Raw genomic sequence first — 17,212 nt, 5'->3', positions numbered from 1 at the left:
AAGGACTAAAACCCGATGTTATTCAGTTACGCTTTCTCCCGGCGAAGCGGGCGCGGGCTGGCGATAGCGTCGGAGCGAACCGAAGGCGGCGGCCAGCACCAGGCTGACGATGGCCAGCCCCAGGCCGCTGCTGCTGGCGGCGGTGGCGGGCAGCATCACCGTGGTCATCGCGCCCAGCAGCAGCGCGCCCAGCGAGTCACCCATCACGTTTTGCGCCGTCCACAGGCCGTTGATACGGCCCAGCATCGCGTCCGGCGTCAGCGTCTGGATCAGCGTGTATTGCAGCAGCGCGCTCAGGGCGCTCAGGTAGCCGAACAGCATCAGACAGAGCGCGCCCGCCTCCCAGTAAGGCATCAGGCCGCACAGCCCTACCGCGACGAAAGCGGCGACGGCGGTGAAAAGCATCACCTTGCCCGGACGCGGATGCTGTGCCAGATTGCCGCTGGTCAGCGCGCCTGCGGCCGCGCCGAGCGGTACGGCAGCATAGAGAAAGCCGATCTGCTGCGCGCTCAGCTCCCAGCGAATAGCCAGCGCCGGATAAAGCACGCGTACCGCCGTCGCCATGGTCAACAGCGCGCCCACCAGCGCCACGCCGCCGATCAGACGATGGCCGAGCAGAAAGGTAAAGCCTTCCGCCAGCGACCGTAGCGGCCTGGCGTGCGACTGCGGCGGCGGCGGCAACGACGGCAGACGCAGCAGCGGGATCAGCGTAATAAAGGTGCCCGCCGCCGCCAGCGCGAAGTTCCAGAATACGCCGCCCGCCGCGAGCAGCACGCCGCCCACCATCGGCGAGATCACCGCACCCAGCCTGACCGTGAGCATGGTGATCGCCCCGGCCTGCATCAGGTTTTCACGGCCCACCAGCGCGGGCGTGGCGGCAAGCAGCGCCGTCACGCCGATGGCGCCGAAAAAGCCGTCCCAGATGCCCAGCAGGTAGATGGCGGTCAGCGACGGGGACGGCATGGCGGCATTGACGCACAGGCCGATAAAGCCCAGCCCGCAGGTCGATCGCGCGAACAGGATCAGCCGCCGACGCTCATGGCGATCCGCCAGCACGCCGCCCAGCATCAAACCGGTAAACAGGGCCGCGCCGGTCAGCGTGACCGCCAGGCTTACCTGCCAGGCAGAACCGGTCAGCTGCTGGATCTGCACCGGCACGCCGACGCCAAGCAGGCCCAGCGCCAGGATAGAGATAAAGCGGGCGATAAACACCGCCCGAAAATCAGGGTGCGTCTTCAGCAGGCTGAGGCTGAGCATAAAGGTCTGTTTTTTCATTGTGTTGCCCGATCCAGCAGTTGGTTAAGGCGTGGGCCGATATGGGTAAACGCCTCTGCCGAAATAATATCCACATGCGCGCATTCCACCGGGAAGGTTTGCAGCGCGTCGAGCCATGGCGCCCACGCGGTGTGCGCATCCTGCCCCGGCTTCAGCGTTTTCTGCGCGACGAACAGCGTGGCTTCCCCGACGAAGCGGCGGCTTTTCGCGGTCGCCAGCAGCCTGACCGCATCGCCGTAGTTGCCTTCGATAGCGCCAAACAGCGCCTGGCTGGCCGAGGCCGCCAGCGACTCGCGCAGCGACGCCTGGGCGGCCATAAAGGCTTCACGCTCGCGGTCGATTTCCGCCAGCACTTCGGCATCCAGCTGGTTATTCTGTGACCAGTTTTGCGTTTCCGGCGGCCAGGTATCCAGCAGCCCCAGGAAGGCGACTTTTTCGCCCTGCGCCTGCAGGCGCGCCGCGATAGCGTGCGCCAGCGTGCCGCCCAGCGAATAGCCCAGCAGATAGTAAGGGCCGTGCGGCTGCTGCTCGCGCAGCGTGGCCAGATGCCGCTCGCAAAGCTCATCAAGATTTTCCGCCTGCCGCATTGGCCCGTGCGGGCGCGGCGACTGAATGCCGATCAGCGACCAGCGCGCGTCCAGATAGCGTTGCAGAATGCTGAATTGCCAGGCGAAGCCGGAGGCCGGATGGAAGCAAAACAGCGTGGGGCCGTGCGAACGCCGCAGCGGCAGGATGGTTTCCATGCCCGCGCGGCTCGCCTCTTCTTCGCTCTGCCGCGTCAGCTTTTCCGCCAGCGCGCCGACGGTGGACGCCACCATAATCAGCCCCGGCGTCACCGGTCTGTCGAGACGGCGACGCAGATCGACCGCCAGCCGCATCGCCAGCAGCGAATGGCCGCCGAGGGCAAAGAAGTCATCATTAACCGAGCGGATCTCGCAGTCCAGCAGGCGGGCAAAGGCTTCGGCCACCACGGTTTCCACACCCTCTGCCGGCGCGCGACCTGCGGCGTGGGCCAGCTGTGGCAGCGGCAGCGCCTTGCGATCCAGCTTGCCGTTGGCGCTTAGCGGGAAAGCCGCCAGCTGCACCAGCACCACCGGCACCATGTGCGCGGGCAGGCGATCGCTAAGCTGCTCGCGTAGCGCGGCCGTATCCAGTTCGCCGGACGCGGCCACCACGTAGCCCACCAGCTGCCGTTGATCGCCGCCGCCCGCGCTGGCGTTGCCGAGCACGCAGGCATGGGTAACCGCCTGCGCCACGTTATCCAGCGACAGCAGCGCCTGATCGATCTCGCCCAGCTCGATCCTCTGTCCACGGATCTTAAGCTGATCGTCGCTGCGGCCCAGATATTCCACCGCGCCGTTCTCCAGCCAGCGCGCCACGTCGCCGGTGCGGTACATTCTTGCGCCCTCGCCTTCCGGATCGGCAATAAAACGGCTGGCGGTCAAATCGGCTCGCGCCAGATAGCCCTGCGCCAGCTGCACGCCGGTCAGATAGAGATCGCCCGCAATGCCCGGCGGCACCGGCTGCATATTGCCATCCAGGATGCGCAGCCCGGTGTTCCAGACCGGATAGCCAATCGGCACGCTTGCGCCCGTTACGTTGGCCAACGCTTCGCCGTAGGCCGGATGCCAGCTCACATCCACCGCCGCTTCGGTCGGGCCATAAAGATTGTGCAGCGGCACGGCCGTTTTGTCCTGCCACTGGCGACAGAGATCGGTCGGCAGCGCCTCGCCGCTACAGAATACCCGCCGTAAAGAAGCACAGTGGGCCACGGCCTCGTCATCGGTTAACGCGGTGACAAACGCCGCCAGCATGGAAGGAACGAAGTGCGTAGTTGTGACACCGTAACGGCTGAACAGCACCTGGAGCGCCTGCGGATCGCGATGCGCTTCCGGCGGCGCCATCACCAGCTGCGCGCCAGTCAGAAACGGCCAGAAAAATTCCCAGACCGAGACATCAAAACTGCACGGTGTCTTTTGCAGCACTACATCGTCGGTAGTCAATCGATAGTGGTCCTGCATCCACAGCAGGCGGTTTACGATCGCCTGCTGGCCGACCATGACGCCTTTTGGCCGTCCGGTTGAGCCGGAGGTATAAATCACATAGGCGGTATGGTGCGGGCGTGACAGAGCCTGAGCAGGCGCAAGATCCACTGTCGGCAGCGGCTGGTGGTAGCAGAAGCTTTGCAGATTTTCGAGCTGCGCAAAGCGGCCCAGCTGTTCTTCGGTGGTGATTAACAGACGCGGGTTAGCATCTTCCAGCATCATGCTCAGCCGATCGGTCGGATAGCCGGTATCCAGCGGCAGCCAGGCGGCGCCCAGCTCCACAATGGCCTGTAGGGCAAGCGACAAAAACACCGAGCGCGGCAGCGCCACGGCCACGATGTCTCCCGCCTGCACGCCTCGCTTTTGTAGCGCCTGAGCCAGCGCCGTTACCTGCTGACGCATCTCGCGGTAGGTAAAACTATGCTGGTCATCCGCCAGCGCGTCCGCGTCCGGGGTGCGCTGCGCCTGCGCCATAATCAGGCTGCTCAGCGTGGTTTGCGGCACCTCGATCGCCGTATCGTTAATCTGCCGCAGCCGCTTTTCCTCACGCGGGTGCAGCAGCGTCGCCTGCGCGCAGGACAGCGTCGGATGGCCCGCGAACTGGCTAAGCAGCAGCGGCAGGCGGGCAAGATGCTCACGCAGCGTTTCCGCCTGATAGCGCTCCGCGTTCGCCAGGATTTCCAGCGAGACGTTGCCCTCTTCGTCCGGGTAGAGCGCGATTTCCAGATCGCGTACCGGGCCGGAAGCCAGCTGGTGGGTCACGCCTTCGATACCGGCAAAATCCAGCCGGTAGTCAAACATTTTCAGGTTAATGACCGGGCCGAACAGCGGCTCGCTCAGCTGGCCGATATCCCTTTGGATTTGCTCCGCGTCGTAGCGCTGATGGCGACGCGCTTTTTTTAACTGCTGCTGCAGCGCCTCCGCCAGCTGTGGCAACGTGGCCTGAGGATCGAGCCGTATCGCCATCGGCAGCACGTTGAGCACCGGCCCGGTGGCGCTCAGCGCGGCCGATCCCAGGCGGCGCATAAAGATAAAGCCCGCGCTGTATTCCGCCCGCGCGCTGAGGCGGCCCAGCCACACCGCAACCAGCGCCAGCGCCAGTTCCGACGCGCTGAGCTGGCTTTGCGCCCGCAGCTCGCGGAAATCTTCGCGGCTCAGCTGCAAATGCTGACGAATAAGATGCGTGGTGGCGCTTTGTCCGTTCAGCGGCAGCGGCGACAGGCTGGCGGGCATCGGCAGCTGGCTCGCCTGCTCTTTCCAGAAGGCGGCATCGCGCTGGCGGGTCGCGGAGGCGCTATAGCGATCGTACTCCTCCACCACGTCGCTGAAAGGGACGAAAGGCGAAGGCTTCGGCTCGCTGCCGGTGCAAAGCGCAGTATAAATCTCCGCAATGCGACGAGTGATGGCGGTAAAGCTGAAGCCGTCCACCACCAGATGATGAAAACGCTGATACCAGTACCAGCGGCTTTCGCTCAGGCGAAAAAGAATATGACGGTAGATCGGACTGCCGCTGCTGATGCGCAAATCCTGATCCAGATCCTGCTGCATACGCGCCAGCGCCGCCGCTGCGGGAGCGGCCTCGTGGCGCAGATCGACGCACTCCGGCAGGGTAAAGTCAGCGTCGGCATCGACCCACTGCATCGGCACGCCGTCCCTTTCGGTAAAGCGCATCCGCAGCGTGTCCGCCTCCTGCATCCCGCGCACCACGGCCTGGCGCAGCAGCGGCTCATTCAAAGCGCCCTTCAGCTCCACATAGTGCGCCACGCTCCAGGCATTTACCTGTGACGAAAGCTGTTCCGCCATCCAGATACCGGACTGCGCCGCTACCAGCGGCATCATTTGCTGCTGCACTTTATGCATCAGCGCCTCGCTCATTTCACTTTTCACGCTGTGACTCCCGCCGCAAAATGGGCCGGGGTCAGCGTTTGCCAGCGCGCCAGCCAGTCGTTGCATTCGTGCTGCGTCGCCGGGCCATACGCCGGCTGCCAGCCAGCGGGCCGGGCGCAGTGGGCTGGCCACAGACTGTAGCCCAGATGATTTTGCAGCACGAAAAACGGCCCCTCAGGGCGATCGAAAGGATTACTCTGTTCCATCGGAAACTCCGGATTTAGCAGGGACAGACTGCCACAGCGTGGTCAGCCCGTTAATCAGGCCGCCTCGCCAGCACAGAGCGTCGTGGCCGCCGTCAACAAGGCGATAGTGCAGCGTCGGGCAGGCCCGTTGCAGCAGCGGATAAATGCGCTGGTTAGCCTGCAAAACGACAGGTTCGCGCAGGCCCGCTTCCAGATAAATGCGCAGCGGCGCAACGCTGAGCCGGCCCTGCATCAGCTGCTCTGTCAGCCAGCCGTCCTCGCCGGTGCGCTGGCGATGCGGCCACCAGAAAGAGCCGGACTGGCTGAGCGCGCAGCCGAAACGCTGCGGCCAGTGCAGCGCGGCATAGAGGGCGGAAAGACCGCCGAAGCTCTGTCCGGCCACCACGGTGGTCACCGGATCGTCGCGCCAGCGCGCGTGCTGCGCAAGCAGCGGCAGCAGCTCTTCCTGGACCGCCAGCCAGAAGTCGGGATTGCAGGTCAACTCCTCGCCGCGATGCTGCGTGTCGATGGCATCAATCAGCAGATAAACCGCCTGTGGCAGCTGACCGCGATCGGTTTGCGCCTGCAGTGCAGACCAGACCGGCATCTGCTCCGCCCAGAACTGGCCATCCAGCAGCACGGCCAGCGGGCGCTGTTCCGGCTGGCTTTCGCCAGTGGTGAAAAGCCATACCCGCCGCTGATTGCCCAGCCTTTTGCTTTCCCACGTCAGGCAGCACGGCGCAGCGAACTCAACGCGCTCTGTCCAACCCGGCTGCACAGGCGCCTGCGGCAGATGCAGCGCGGAGACGGGATGGCCGCGTCCGCCTCGCCAGCTGGTATGGGGATTAAGCGGATCGGCTATCGCCTGCGGCAGCAGCCTGCGCCAGCCTTCGCGCAGCGCCGCGCGGTCCGGCGGACTTTGCAGCGCCTCGGGGGGAAAATCATTTTCGTTTACGGAAGGGATAAAGCAGTAGCTGCCTCGCCAGCCCGCATTTAGCCGAACCTGCCACTGCCAGATAGCCGTGCCGCTGATGCGTTGCAGGCTTTGCGGCGCGCGCTGCTGGTGATGATCGGTGACGCCGGTGATATAAATCCATACCCGGCGCACCGGCGAAGTCTGTTCCGTTCCGGCGGGATCCCGCCAGTAAAAGGTGACGGTGCAGATGTCACCTTCCGTCACGACCGCTGGCGACCCCAGGCTCAGCTTGTGCTGCCAGCTCGCCTGCGCGTCGCTATCCCAACCGCCTGTCATATCATCATCTTCCATCATTAGTGCCATGAAAACAGGAACTGCAAGGCGTCGATTTTATTGATAATGGTTTTCATTTGCAATAAGAAATCATCACGTTTTTCAGACCGTCGAGACGTACCGCCTGGTCTTAACCCGCAGAAAAGATAAGGAAAAAAGGAAGCGACCACGGAAAAAACAGGCTGTCGATAACCTATCGGCGCGGCCAGCCTGGCGAAAAAAACGAGGGGGAGAAAAGCGGTAACGGCGCCGTTAATCATTAACGGCGCTTATTAAGGGTGGGATCAGGAAGAAGAAACGGGATCGTGCAGCCGCTGGCGCTTGCGAAGGCTCGGGAACCAGGCCATCCACAGGCCGACCACGATCAGCGTGCCAATACCGCCGACTGCCGCCGCCGGCGCCGCGCCCAGCCAGGCTGCCAGCATCCCCGACTCAAATTCACCAAGCTGATTAGAGGTATTAATAAAAATAGAGTTAACCGCGCTGACGCGTCCGCGCATCTCATCCGGCGTATCCAGCTGCACCAGCGAGCCGCGGATCACCATACTGACCATATCGAACCCGCCCAGCGCAAACAGCGCCAGCAGCGACAGCCACAGCTCTTCAGAGAGCGCAAACACCAGCGTCGCCACGCCGAAACCGGCTACGGAGGCAAACATGATTTTACCGACGTTGCGCTCCAGCGAACGACGGCTGAGCCAGAAGCCGACCAGCAGGCCGCCAACCGCTGGCGCCCCGCGCAGCAGGCCCAGCCCCCACGGCCCGGTATGCAGAATATCTTTGGCGAAAATGGGCAGCAGCGCCGTCGCCCCGCCCAGCAGTACCGCAAACAGATCCAGCGAAATGACGCCTAGCACGTCCGGCCGGTTACGGATAAATTTCACCCCGGCAAAGACGCTGGCGAAGGTGGCGGGCGTGCGCGGCGGCGGCGCATGGTCGTAGCGCAGGCGGCTGACCATCACGACGGAGATAAGATAGAGTACGCCAGTGGTGATATAGACCGCCTGCGGCCCGGCAACGTATAAAAAGCCGCCGAGCGCCGGGCCAAGCATGGAAGCCGTTTGCATCGATGCGGCGTTGGCGGCCGTCGCCCGCGCCAGTATTGAGGGCGGCACCAGCGCGGGCAGCATGGACTGCAGCGACGGCGCCTCTAACGTTTTGGCGATGGAAAGCACGAAAATCAGCGCCAGGATCACCAGCTCGTTGGTCAGGTGCATCAGCGTCAGCACCGCCAGCGCGGCAATCGCCAGCAGTTCGGTAAACTGCCCCAGTAATACGACGCGACGACGGTCAAACTGATCGGCAACGTGCCCTGCCGGCAAGGCCAGCACCACCGCCGGCAGAAACTGCGCCAGCCCGATTAAGCCTAAATCGAAGGCGCGGCCGGTAAGCGCATAAATCTGCCAGCCGACCGCGATAGAGAGCATCTGAAAACCGAAACTGGAGCTGGTGCGGGCCAGCCAGAAAGCGACAAAAGAGCGATGGTGAAACAGCGATTCCGACCCGGCGGAAGTAGGCGATTGCATGGTGATTTCCGGTTATTTTTTTGACAGCGCCAAATCCTGAGCGGCCGGCTCCTGCCGGGGCGCATATTTCCACAGCCAGCGTCCGCTGGTCATGCGGCGGTAGAAGAAGATACCACGGACAATCCAGTCCAGAAACATGCCCAGCCAGATCCCCACCACGCCAAAGCCGAGTACCACGCCCAGTCCGTAGCCCGCCACAATGCGGCATCCCCACATGCCCAACAGCGAAACCCACATGGTAAACCTGGCGTCGCGCGCGCCCTTCAGCCCCGCCGGTAAAACCCAGGATGCGGCCCAGAACGGCATAAACAGCGCGTTCAGCCAGATCAGGATTTTGACCACGTGGATAACCTCCTCGTCGCGGGTATAAAACGAAGCCAGAATGCCCGCAAAAGGCACCGTCAACGCCGCCAGCGCGCACAGCCCGATGGTTGAAAGCCAAAAAATATGCCGCAGCTGCATTTCCGGCTGCTTCAGCTGTCCTTTGCCCAGGCGGGTGCCGACAATAATGGTTGAGGCGGAGCCAAGGGAGTTGCCCGGCAGGTTGATCATCGAGGCAATGGAAAAGGCGATAAAGTTACCGGCGATCACGTCGGTGCCCATTCCCGCGACAAAAACCTGCGTCAGCAGCTTGCCGCCGTTGAACAGCACCGATTCAATACTGGCGGGCACGCCGATGCTCAGCACCTCCATCAGGATATTGGTGTTGAGCCGGGTGAAATAGCTTTTCAGCGTGATTTTCAGGCGCGGATTGAAGCCGATAGCCAGCACATAAATTACCGCCGCCGCGCCGATATAGCGGGCGATAGTCAGCCCCAGTCCGGCACCGACAAAGCCCATCCCTTTCCAGGAGAAACAGCCGTAGATCAGCACCGTACTGAAAATAATATTCAGGATATTCATGCCGCCGTTAATCAGCATGGGGATCTTGGTATTGCCCGCGCCACGCAGCGCGCCGCAGCCAATCAGCGCAATCGCGGCGGCCGGATAGCTCCATGCGGTGATATTGAGATAGATCAGCGCCATCTCTTTTACCCGCGGTTCTGCGTTACCGGCGATAAGATTGATGATCCACTCGCCGTAAAACTCAATGCCTATTGCCAGCAGCACGGCGAAAATAGTCATCAGCACCAGCGACTGGCGGGCGGCCGCCTGGGCCCGTTCACGGTTAAGCTTGCCCAGGCTGAAGGCGACCACCACCGTGGTACCCAGATCGATAGCGGCGAAAAAAGCGATGATGACCATATTAAAACTGTCGGCCAGCCCGACGCCCGCCATCGCCTCCTTGCCCAGCCAGCTCACCAGGAAAGTGCTCAGCACGCCCATCAACAGCACGCAAAGGTTCTCAAAAAAGATCGGTACCGCCAGCGGCGTGATTTCTCGCCAGAACAGAACCCGATAAGAACGTCTTTTGGGATACCAGGGCGTACGCCTGATGGCCTCTAACGGAGAAATACGGAATATTTGCAAAGTGCTGCCTGCCAGAAATGGAGAAGACTCTACTGATGATGGTAAAAGGCGCTCTGATATGCAAAGTCTTTTCCGGAGAAAAGTGATTTTCCCCTGCGGATAGCGCCGTGCCCTGTACGATCGAAAAAGGCGATCGTCGATCGCCTTTTTTGGTTCTCCAGCCCTGGCTACTGCGCTTTAGGCTCGCCCAGCGCCTTGAGCCTTTTGGAAAGCTCACGACGCTCTTTGGAAAGATCGGCGTTTTTGATGATGTAATCGTCAACGCGATCTTCGTAATCGCTGCGCATGCTGCTGATAATTTCCTGAATGGCTTCGACGCTCATGCCGGGCTTGATATATTCACTCAGGTTATCCAGCAGCAGCACGCGTTTCTGGTTGTCGCGGATTTTCTTTTCAATATCGTGGATTTCACGCTGCAGCTTGTTCTTACGACGGAACATCCGCACAAACTCCAGTACGTCCTGAAAGGATTGCTTTGCATTTTCCATGGAAACACCTTCTGTTCAGGCCTGCAAGGCAGGCATTATTATCATTGCGCTCAGCGTAGCGGCGAACCGCTGTCGAGGCGATTAGTTGTAGAGTCGGACTGGCGTTATCTTAGCGCGAACCGGCGCTTTTCGCAGTAAGTTGTTATTAATCGTTTATTTACGCAGCACCAGACGCATCAGATCCGACAGCCTTTCCAGCTGCGCGGCCATCTCCAGACTCAGCCAGACGTAGCCGTGGATCGGCGTTTCCACCAGCTCGTCGCTGTTGGAGGCTTTGATCAGCTGCCGCAGCTCGCGGGTGATTTCCGCCAGCTCCGCGCTGTTGGCGGAGATTTGGTCCGTGCTGCCCGCCACTATCGCCTTTGACAGCGCGCGCAGCGTATTTTCCGTCATCTGCTGGGTGCGCCTCAGCGTAGGCGCGTTCAGCATTATCAGGTGGCTTTCGCGAGAGGACCACCAGGCGTTCAGCTGCAGCTCCAGCGTGCAGACCATATTGCGGTTCAGCGTCTGAATACCTTCAAAAACCGAACGCGGAATACGCGTTTCCTTGCTGGCGGGATCGATCAGCGACCGCATTTTCACCACGCCGGTCAGCAGCCGCTGCAGGGGGCGCGTCAGCCGGGGCTTGTCCACCAGGTTAGGTGAACAGCCGGCATGGTAAATTTTAGCGGTTTCCAGCAGGGAATCGGAAAGCTTGATGCGCCAGTGGGTATAGGCCTTTTGCGGATAAATGCTGGTAAAAAACAGCGCCAGCACCGACCCCAGGATCACGTCGCCGCCTCGCCACAGCGCCATGGTCATATCGCCCGGCGCGCCGCCGCAGATCACCGCCAGCGTAATGCCGATCAGCAGCGCCATATAAGGGTGCTTGCCCAGCGTCAGAAAACCGCATAAAAACATCACCAGCGTGCACCAGGCCAGCATTACCGGCAGCGACCACAGCTCCAGCCAGAGCGCAATCAGCCCCGAAACCGAGCCGAATATCGTACCGCCGATGCGCTGGATCGCACGCGGAAAGACGTTACCCCAGGAGGAAATCGGCCCCATCACCACCACCAGCGTAATCAGCGGCCAGCTGCCTTCCGGGATAGAGAACAGGCGGATCAGCAGAAACGTCAGCACGAACGCCAGCGCGATGCGAATGCCGTGCACCGTGCGATAGTTACGATAGAGGGTGAATTCAAAGGCCGATAGCGGCTTGTCGGGACGCAAAACTTTCTCCAGGGGCGGGCTATTTTCCGGCATCATACCCTGCCCTGCGGGGCTTCGCCCGCTTTTTTGCGTATTGCCGTCTCACGATAACAGTGGTGCAACAGCAGCTCAACAAACAGGCAAAATGGCGACCCGTTGCGGATCGCCATCAGGGGTTACAGCTTGCGTTTGATGTAGTCAGTAATGCGAGTGATCACGCCCGCTTTTTCCACCGGTTTCAGCGTCACCAACGGGTAAGAGGCCAGCTCTTTGTCGCCATCCACCAGCTGGATAGTCCCGACCTGCTCATGCAGCTTCAGCGGCGCCTCAAGATCCTTGCGGTCAATGACGTACCTGGCCTTGATTTTTTTGACGTCTTCACGAGGCAAGGAGAGATAAACATCCTTATCGCTGCCTACGGCTACCTGATGCGGATTGCCGTACCAGACATTCTCATGGCCGATCTCTTTACCAGCATGGAACAGCTGCACGGTATCAAAATTGTTCTGTCCCCAGATCAGCAGCTTGCGCGCCTGCTCTTCGCGCCCTTTAGGGCTTTTGCCGCCCATGATCACGGCGATCAGTCGGCGCTGGCCGTCCACGCTGGAAGCAATGATATTGAAACCCGCGCTTTCGGTGTGGCCGGTCTTCAGGCCGTCGACGTGCAGCGTTTTATCCCATAACAAACCGTTACGATTCTGCTGGGTAATGCCGTTCCACGTCAGCGATTTCTCGCTGTACATCTGATAAAAATCCGGCTCGCCGGAGATAATGGCGCGCGACAGCTTAGCCAGATCGCCAGCCGTGGTGTACTGTCCCGGCGCATCCAGGCCGTGAACCGTTTCAAAATGGGTGTTTTTAAGGCCAAGCTTAACCACATACTGATTCATCTGCTCGACAAAAGCGGCCTGGCTGCCCGCCACATAATCCGCCAGCGCCACACAGGCGTCGTTGCCGGAATCGATAATGACGCCGCGGCTCAGATCGCGTACCGAGACTTTCTCGCCGGGCTTAAGAAACATCAGCGAAGACCCTTTAAACACGGGATTACCGGCGGCCCAGGCATCTTTACCCACGGTGACCATGTCGTCGCGGCTGATGTGCTTGCTGTCGATAGCACGATCCACCACGTAGCCCGTCATCAGCTTGGTCAGGCTGGCCGGGTTGCGGCGTTCGTCGGCATTGCCCTGCGTCAGCACCTGACCGGTCGTGGCGTCCATCAGCACCCAGGAAGCGGCGTCGATAGCGGGCGCGGTCAGGGGAAAAGCTAAGGGGTTATCTTCAGCATGGGCTACGGCGACCACGGCCAGAACCAGGCTGATACTTGCAAGCTGACGCTTCTTCAACGGTAAATCCTCAATAGACTGGAAAAAAACAGCCTGTTGTACGGGATCCGCCGTCGTAACGTATTAAAAAAGTGCAAGAAAATATTAAGATTTAAGATTAAGGAGTTTTTTTAATCTGACCTCCAGCCTGAGGGGGTTAAGCCAAAGATAAGGATGTTTTAACGTTGGCGTGCAGGCGCGCTTATTAAGACCCCGGCTGTGCTAAAAGGTCGGCCAAGGCAAAATTACCCCTTTTTAAATTGCAAAACAAACCCATCTGACATTGAAATTTTGTCGGTAAAATTTTATAGTATTATAATAAATATATACTGGATGACATCTCAATGCCGTTGAAAACTGTGGCCAACCTGTTGCAGCGTGGTAATAATAATCTCGACTTAATACGTATTGGTGCAGCATTAATGGTTATATGGAGCCATGCTTATGCTATCAATAATATTGCAAAGTTAACAGAACCTGTCTCCTCGTTTACCGGCAAGGAGACAGGTGGCAGCATAGCTGTTTATATTTTTTTCTTTATCAGTGGAATGCTAGTCACTAACAGCTTGTTAACTAAAAAAAACATTGTCGACTTTATACTTGCCCGAATATTTAGAGTTATTCCTGCCCTCGCTTTTTTATTGATTATAACCGCATTAATTATTGGCCCTTTTGTAACATCTTTAACAATCAGTGAGTATTTCTCTTCACCTCAATGGCATCGATATATTACAAAAAATCTATTAATGGATACGCAATTTTCCCTACCTGGGGTATTTGAGCATAATTCTTACCCTGGTAGCGTCAATGGTTCTTTATGGACGATTCGTTATGAAGTAATATGTTATCTTATTCTACCATTATTACTTCTCATGCGAGTAACTAACAATAAAATCATTAGCACCTCCTTATGTTTATTTGTTATCTTTGCTCCCACAATAGAAATTATTAAAAACCACATCCCACTATATAATTTTTTTTATATTGTGGTAGTTTTTTCCTGCTTTGCTTTGGGCGGAATTTACGCTATACATAAACATTTAATTCGCGTATCCCTCCTGATTCCGATGTTTTTTTTACTACTTCATTTGATTACAGAAAGACATTACCCTTCTATATCAAAACTTTTCCTTCCCTTTTTCTTTTGTACTATAGCATTGTGGTTCTCATCATTAAACCTCGTTAAAAATCTACATATTAAATACGATATTTCCTACGGTGTATATTTATGGGGATTCCTTATTCAACAACTTATTTCTAAATTCCTGAATATGAATATTTATTTATCGCAAATACTCGCTATTTTGTTAGCTATAGTGGCAGGTTACTTATCTTCAAAATTCCTCGAAATTCCGGCATTGAAATTATATAAAAAAATCATGAAGCATAGCTGGATTATGCGACTAACCCCTCAAAAATAAAAAATTATTTACTGACCGCTTGCTGGAAGCTAAAATTTGTCTTTTTTTGTTCAGAAAAATTTCGATGCTGCCTGTAATATTTCCCCTCTCGTTTTTTGCATCGTTTTATTATAAAATTAACATTCAGCTGTCGTCAACGCGCATAAGCCACTGTAAAATAAGGATTTATAATGTTAGCCCTCCTTACAAGGTATGTTTCAATTGGGGTTATAAATACGTTGATACACTGGATCACTTTTGCTACAGGCCATTATTTACTCAATCTTGACCAAATGTTGTCCAACCTGATTGCCTTTATTGTAGCAGTTAGCTTCAGCTTTTTTGCTAATGCAAAATGGACCTTCAAAGCCTCAGCAGGCCTGGCTCAATATATATTATTTACCATGTTTATGGGGTTTATGGCATTAACGGTTGGTTATACCGCTGACAAGATTCACTTAGCGCCTCTGTTAACGCTGATTTTTTTCTCAGCCCTGAGCATGGTATTTGGCTTTCTTTTTAGCAATTTCGTAATATTCAGGAGAAAAATATGAAGATCTCACTTGTTATACCCGTTTATAATGAGGAGGCTACCATACCAATTTTTTATAAAACGGTAAGAGAGCATAAAATCTTAAAAAATTACGATTTAGAGATAATCTTCGTCAATGATGGGAGTGAAGATAATACTGACGATATTATACAAGCATTAGCAATAGCCGACCTCAATGTCAAATTGATAAGCTTTACCCGGAATTTTGGTAAAGAAGCAGCTCTTTTTGCCGGACTCGAATTTTCGAGCGGCGATGCGATAATCCCTATGGATGTGGATCTACAGGATCCTATTGAAGTTATCCCACTAATGGTGGAAAAGTGGCGGGCCGGAGCCGACGTAGTGTTGGCAAAGCGTATTGACAGAAGCAGTGACACTGCTTTCAAGAAAAAAACCGCAGGCTGGTTTTATAAATTACATAACGCTATTAGCCACTCAAAAATTGTTGAAAATGTTGGCGACTTCAGATTGATGAATCGAACTACTGTCGACAACATTATCAAGCTTCCCGAGAGGAATCTTTTTATGAAAGGGATCTTGAGCTGGGTTGGAGGAGAGGTAGAGATAGTTGAATACAATAGAGCGGAACGCAGTGCTGGCGAAACCAAGTTTAATGGATGGAAGCTGTGGAACCTGGCGCTTGAGGGGATAACCTCATTCTCAACATTACCACTAAGAGTTTGGACATATATTGGTCTGATTGTAGCTGGAATCTCCTTTTTTTATGGCAGCTGGATGATCTTTAATAAAATGATATGGGGGAATAATGTGCCTGGTTATCCTTCTATCATCGTTTCAATACTCTTTTTAGGTGGGATACAGCTTATCGGTATTGGTGTGCTTGGCGAATATATAGGAAGAATATACCTGGAAGTAAAACGACGCCCAAGATACCTTATAAAAAAAGCGAAATTGAGTTTAAAAGAAAATGACGAAGACTAAATTATCAGAGTGGGTATTTCTTAGCGCCATCATTTTGAGCATGTTATTTCTTTATATGGCTCGTTATTCTATTAATGATTATAAAAAAGCAACCTCAGGCATAACAGAGGCGCTACCTGGCGATATCTCATACCATATCGACTATTGTACTATTCAGTCCCGCTTTATTTTAATACAAGGATGGGCCGGATTACCTAATGGCGGCATTAATGTTGTAAAAAATATTTATATCCTCGATCAGAAAGGTCAAGCTCATAAATTACATAGTACGACTATAAAGACACCCCAAATTGTCGAGAAAAAGAGAAACCCAGCTTTCAGCCATGCCGGCTTTATTGCCTCTGCAAAAAACGATTCTGGTATTAACGCAACGAAAAAATTTGTTATTGAACTAGCCCTTAATGGGAAAAATAACGTGGTGACTTATGAATGCAAGTAGAAAAACAGCCTTGCCAATTTTATTTTACTTATTGACCATGATTTTTTTATACGCTCTTTCACGGACATTACATCCGGTGCCGGGAGGGGATGATGAAATGTTTTCTAATATCCTAAAAAATAAAAAATTGCTCACGCTTATATATGAGCGGTATCTCGGTTGGAGTGGAAGAATTACCATTGAAATGCTGTTGATAAAGACGATCAATATAAAAATTTTCTGGAAAGCAGCTATTCCTCTTTCAATTTTACTATTAGCTTATTCTGCCTGGAAGTTATTCTTTTTTGATATTGTTCGCCCATATATTGCAATTCCTACAGGCATAATGTTTTTTATGCTGATTACTCCAAGTGTTAATGCTGATGCAGCATGGTGGATTACGGGTTTTTATAATTACCTGTTACCTGTTTCATGCGGTGCCTGGTCATTGGTGGTGTTAAAAAATTCAGCTACTTCTCATCTTTCAAGCAAAATCATTGCATTAATGCTTTTAAGCATAAGTTGTTTTAGTGAGCAAGTTGCTGTTCTAATGATAACTGCAGCAATATGCATTTATTTTACCAAGCAAAACAGAAAAAAATATGATGTTGTTTTTATATCATTATGCTTAATTCTTACTGGTATATTGTTAACAGCACCAGGCAACGCACAACGATATGCTTTTGAAATAAAAAACTCTCTCCCCGAATTTTCGAGTTTCAATATTATTGATAAATTAATGCTTGGTTTAGACCGTTTAAACCACCATTTAAACGATCCTGAAAATATCATTGTAAATATACTACTCTTACTGACAACAGCGATCGCTATACGTCAAAAGAACCTATCATCAACAGATCTTGTAGGAATCGCATTTTTAATAATTAAGTTATGTGGGTTTTTGTTGTGTCGTGCTAATTTATCCATGTCAGAGTTTATTTACAACCAACACTATTTTAATGCCACCTCATGGTTCGGTTATAAAATATACACTTCATTTTTCTTTACTTTAGCTTCAGTGTTTTCTTTAATATTGCTTTCTTATAAATTTATTGATGACAATAAGACAGCTATAGTTTCAGTGGTAAGTTTACTGGCAGGCTGTGCTACAGTAATGATGATGAGCTTTTCCCCAACGGTTTATGCGTCAGCGCAACGCATTTTATTCGCTTATGAAATCTGCTCGCTGGTAGCACTTTGTGCTTATGTGAGACACTTTCTTTTATCAAAAAGCAGAAAATAAATAAGGCACGCCGCA

General features: G+C 54.6%; 15 protein-coding genes. 5 read left to right on the top strand and 10 right to left on the bottom strand.

Going from position 1 to position 17,212, the window contains the following annotated elements; translation table 11 throughout:
• Nucleotides 1–18: 18 nt before the first annotated feature.
• From entS to dacD, 10 genes are all read right to left on the bottom strand, one after another.
• Complete coding sequence (gene entS / locus AB6T85_RS11870; RefSeq protein WP_253460226.1) at nucleotides 19–1,275, bottom strand: enterobactin transporter EntS; 1,257 nt, start codon at nucleotides 1,273–1,275, stop codon at nucleotides 19–21.
• Complete coding sequence (locus AB6T85_RS11865) at nucleotides 1,272–5,195, bottom strand: enterobactin synthase subunit F (protein ID WP_369895722.1); 3,924 nt, start codon at nucleotides 5,193–5,195, stop codon at nucleotides 1,272–1,274. The genes entS and AB6T85_RS11865 overlap by 4 nt, the downstream gene beginning before the upstream one ends.
• An 8-nt stretch (nucleotides 5,196–5,203) precedes the next feature.
• The gene (locus tag AB6T85_RS11860) at nucleotides 5,204–5,413 is read right to left on the bottom strand and encodes an MbtH family protein (protein WP_125288080.1); all 210 of its coding nucleotides are present in this window, start codon (nucleotides 5,411–5,413) and stop codon (nucleotides 5,204–5,206) included.
• Nucleotides 5,400–6,662 (bottom strand): enterochelin esterase, encoded by a 1,263-nt coding sequence (fes, locus tag AB6T85_RS11855; protein ID WP_369895654.1) that lies wholly within the window; start codon nucleotides 6,660–6,662, stop codon nucleotides 5,400–5,402. The genes AB6T85_RS11860 and fes overlap by 14 nt, the downstream gene beginning before the upstream one ends.
• Nucleotides 6,662–6,901, bottom strand: a complete 240-nt coding sequence (locus tag AB6T85_RS11850; protein WP_369895653.1) for a hypothetical protein — start codon at nucleotides 6,899–6,901, stop codon at nucleotides 6,662–6,664. The genes fes and AB6T85_RS11850 overlap by 1 nt, the downstream gene beginning before the upstream one ends.
• Before the next feature lie 24 nt (nucleotides 6,902–6,925).
• Nucleotides 6,926–8,167 carry an MFS transporter gene (locus AB6T85_RS11845; RefSeq protein WP_253460220.1) on the bottom strand — a complete coding sequence of 414 codons (1,242 nt, stop codon included), beginning with the start codon at nucleotides 8,165–8,167 and terminating at the stop codon, nucleotides 6,926–6,928.
• Nucleotides 8,168–8,179: 12 nt separating this feature from the next.
• A complete protein-coding gene (locus AB6T85_RS11840; RefSeq protein ID WP_369895651.1) occupies nucleotides 8,180–9,637 on the bottom strand; it encodes an EmmdR/YeeO family multidrug/toxin efflux MATE transporter in 1,458 nt (485 codons plus the stop codon).
• Between the two features lie 167 nt (nucleotides 9,638–9,804).
• A complete protein-coding gene (locus AB6T85_RS11835) occupies nucleotides 9,805–10,125 on the bottom strand; it encodes a DUF496 family protein (protein WP_253460215.1) in 321 nt (106 codons plus the stop codon).
• A 153-nt stretch (nucleotides 10,126–10,278) separates the two neighbouring features.
• Nucleotides 10,279–11,337, bottom strand: a complete 1,059-nt coding sequence (locus AB6T85_RS11830) for an FUSC family protein (RefSeq protein ID WP_301251164.1) — start codon at nucleotides 11,335–11,337, stop codon at nucleotides 10,279–10,281.
• A gap of 155 nt (nucleotides 11,338–11,492) precedes the next feature.
• The gene (dacD, locus tag AB6T85_RS11825) at nucleotides 11,493–12,662 is read right to left on the bottom strand and encodes a serine-type D-Ala-D-Ala carboxypeptidase DacD (RefSeq protein WP_301251073.1); all 1,170 of its coding nucleotides are present in this window, start codon (nucleotides 12,660–12,662) and stop codon (nucleotides 11,493–11,495) included.
• Nucleotides 12,663–12,985: 323 nt separating this feature from the next.
• Here dacD and AB6T85_RS11820 point away from each other — a divergent pair, with 323 nt between their 5' ends.
• From AB6T85_RS11820 to AB6T85_RS11800, 5 genes are all read left to right on the top strand, one after another.
• Nucleotides 12,986–14,062 (top strand): acyltransferase family protein, encoded by a 1,077-nt coding sequence (locus AB6T85_RS11820; RefSeq protein WP_301251075.1) that lies wholly within the window; start codon nucleotides 12,986–12,988, stop codon nucleotides 14,060–14,062.
• 170 nt (nucleotides 14,063–14,232) lie between these two features.
• The gene (locus tag AB6T85_RS11815) at nucleotides 14,233–14,595 is read left to right on the top strand and encodes a GtrA family protein (protein WP_301251077.1); all 363 of its coding nucleotides are present in this window, start codon (nucleotides 14,233–14,235) and stop codon (nucleotides 14,593–14,595) included.
• A complete protein-coding gene (locus tag AB6T85_RS11810) occupies nucleotides 14,592–15,536 on the top strand; it encodes a glycosyltransferase family 2 protein (protein ID WP_301251078.1) in 945 nt (314 codons plus the stop codon). The genes AB6T85_RS11815 and AB6T85_RS11810 overlap by 4 nt, the downstream gene beginning before the upstream one ends.
• Nucleotides 15,523–15,975 (top strand): hypothetical protein, encoded by a 453-nt coding sequence (locus AB6T85_RS11805; RefSeq protein ID WP_369895650.1) that lies wholly within the window; start codon nucleotides 15,523–15,525, stop codon nucleotides 15,973–15,975. The genes AB6T85_RS11810 and AB6T85_RS11805 overlap by 14 nt, the downstream gene beginning before the upstream one ends.
• The gene (locus tag AB6T85_RS11800; RefSeq protein ID WP_369895649.1) at nucleotides 15,962–17,197 is read left to right on the top strand and encodes a hypothetical protein; all 1,236 of its coding nucleotides are present in this window, start codon (nucleotides 15,962–15,964) and stop codon (nucleotides 17,195–17,197) included. Before AB6T85_RS11805 ends, AB6T85_RS11800 begins: the two co-directional genes overlap by 14 nt.
• The last annotated feature ends 15 nt before the right edge of the window (nucleotides 17,198–17,212 follow it).

It is taken from the genome of Erwinia aeris, from assembly GCF_041224955.1.
Lineage (GTDB): Bacteria > Pseudomonadota > Gammaproteobacteria > Enterobacterales > Enterobacteriaceae > Erwinia > Erwinia aeris.
The sequence above is the reverse complement of the archived record's forward strand: the minus strand, read 5'-3'. Positions and strand labels throughout refer to the sequence as shown.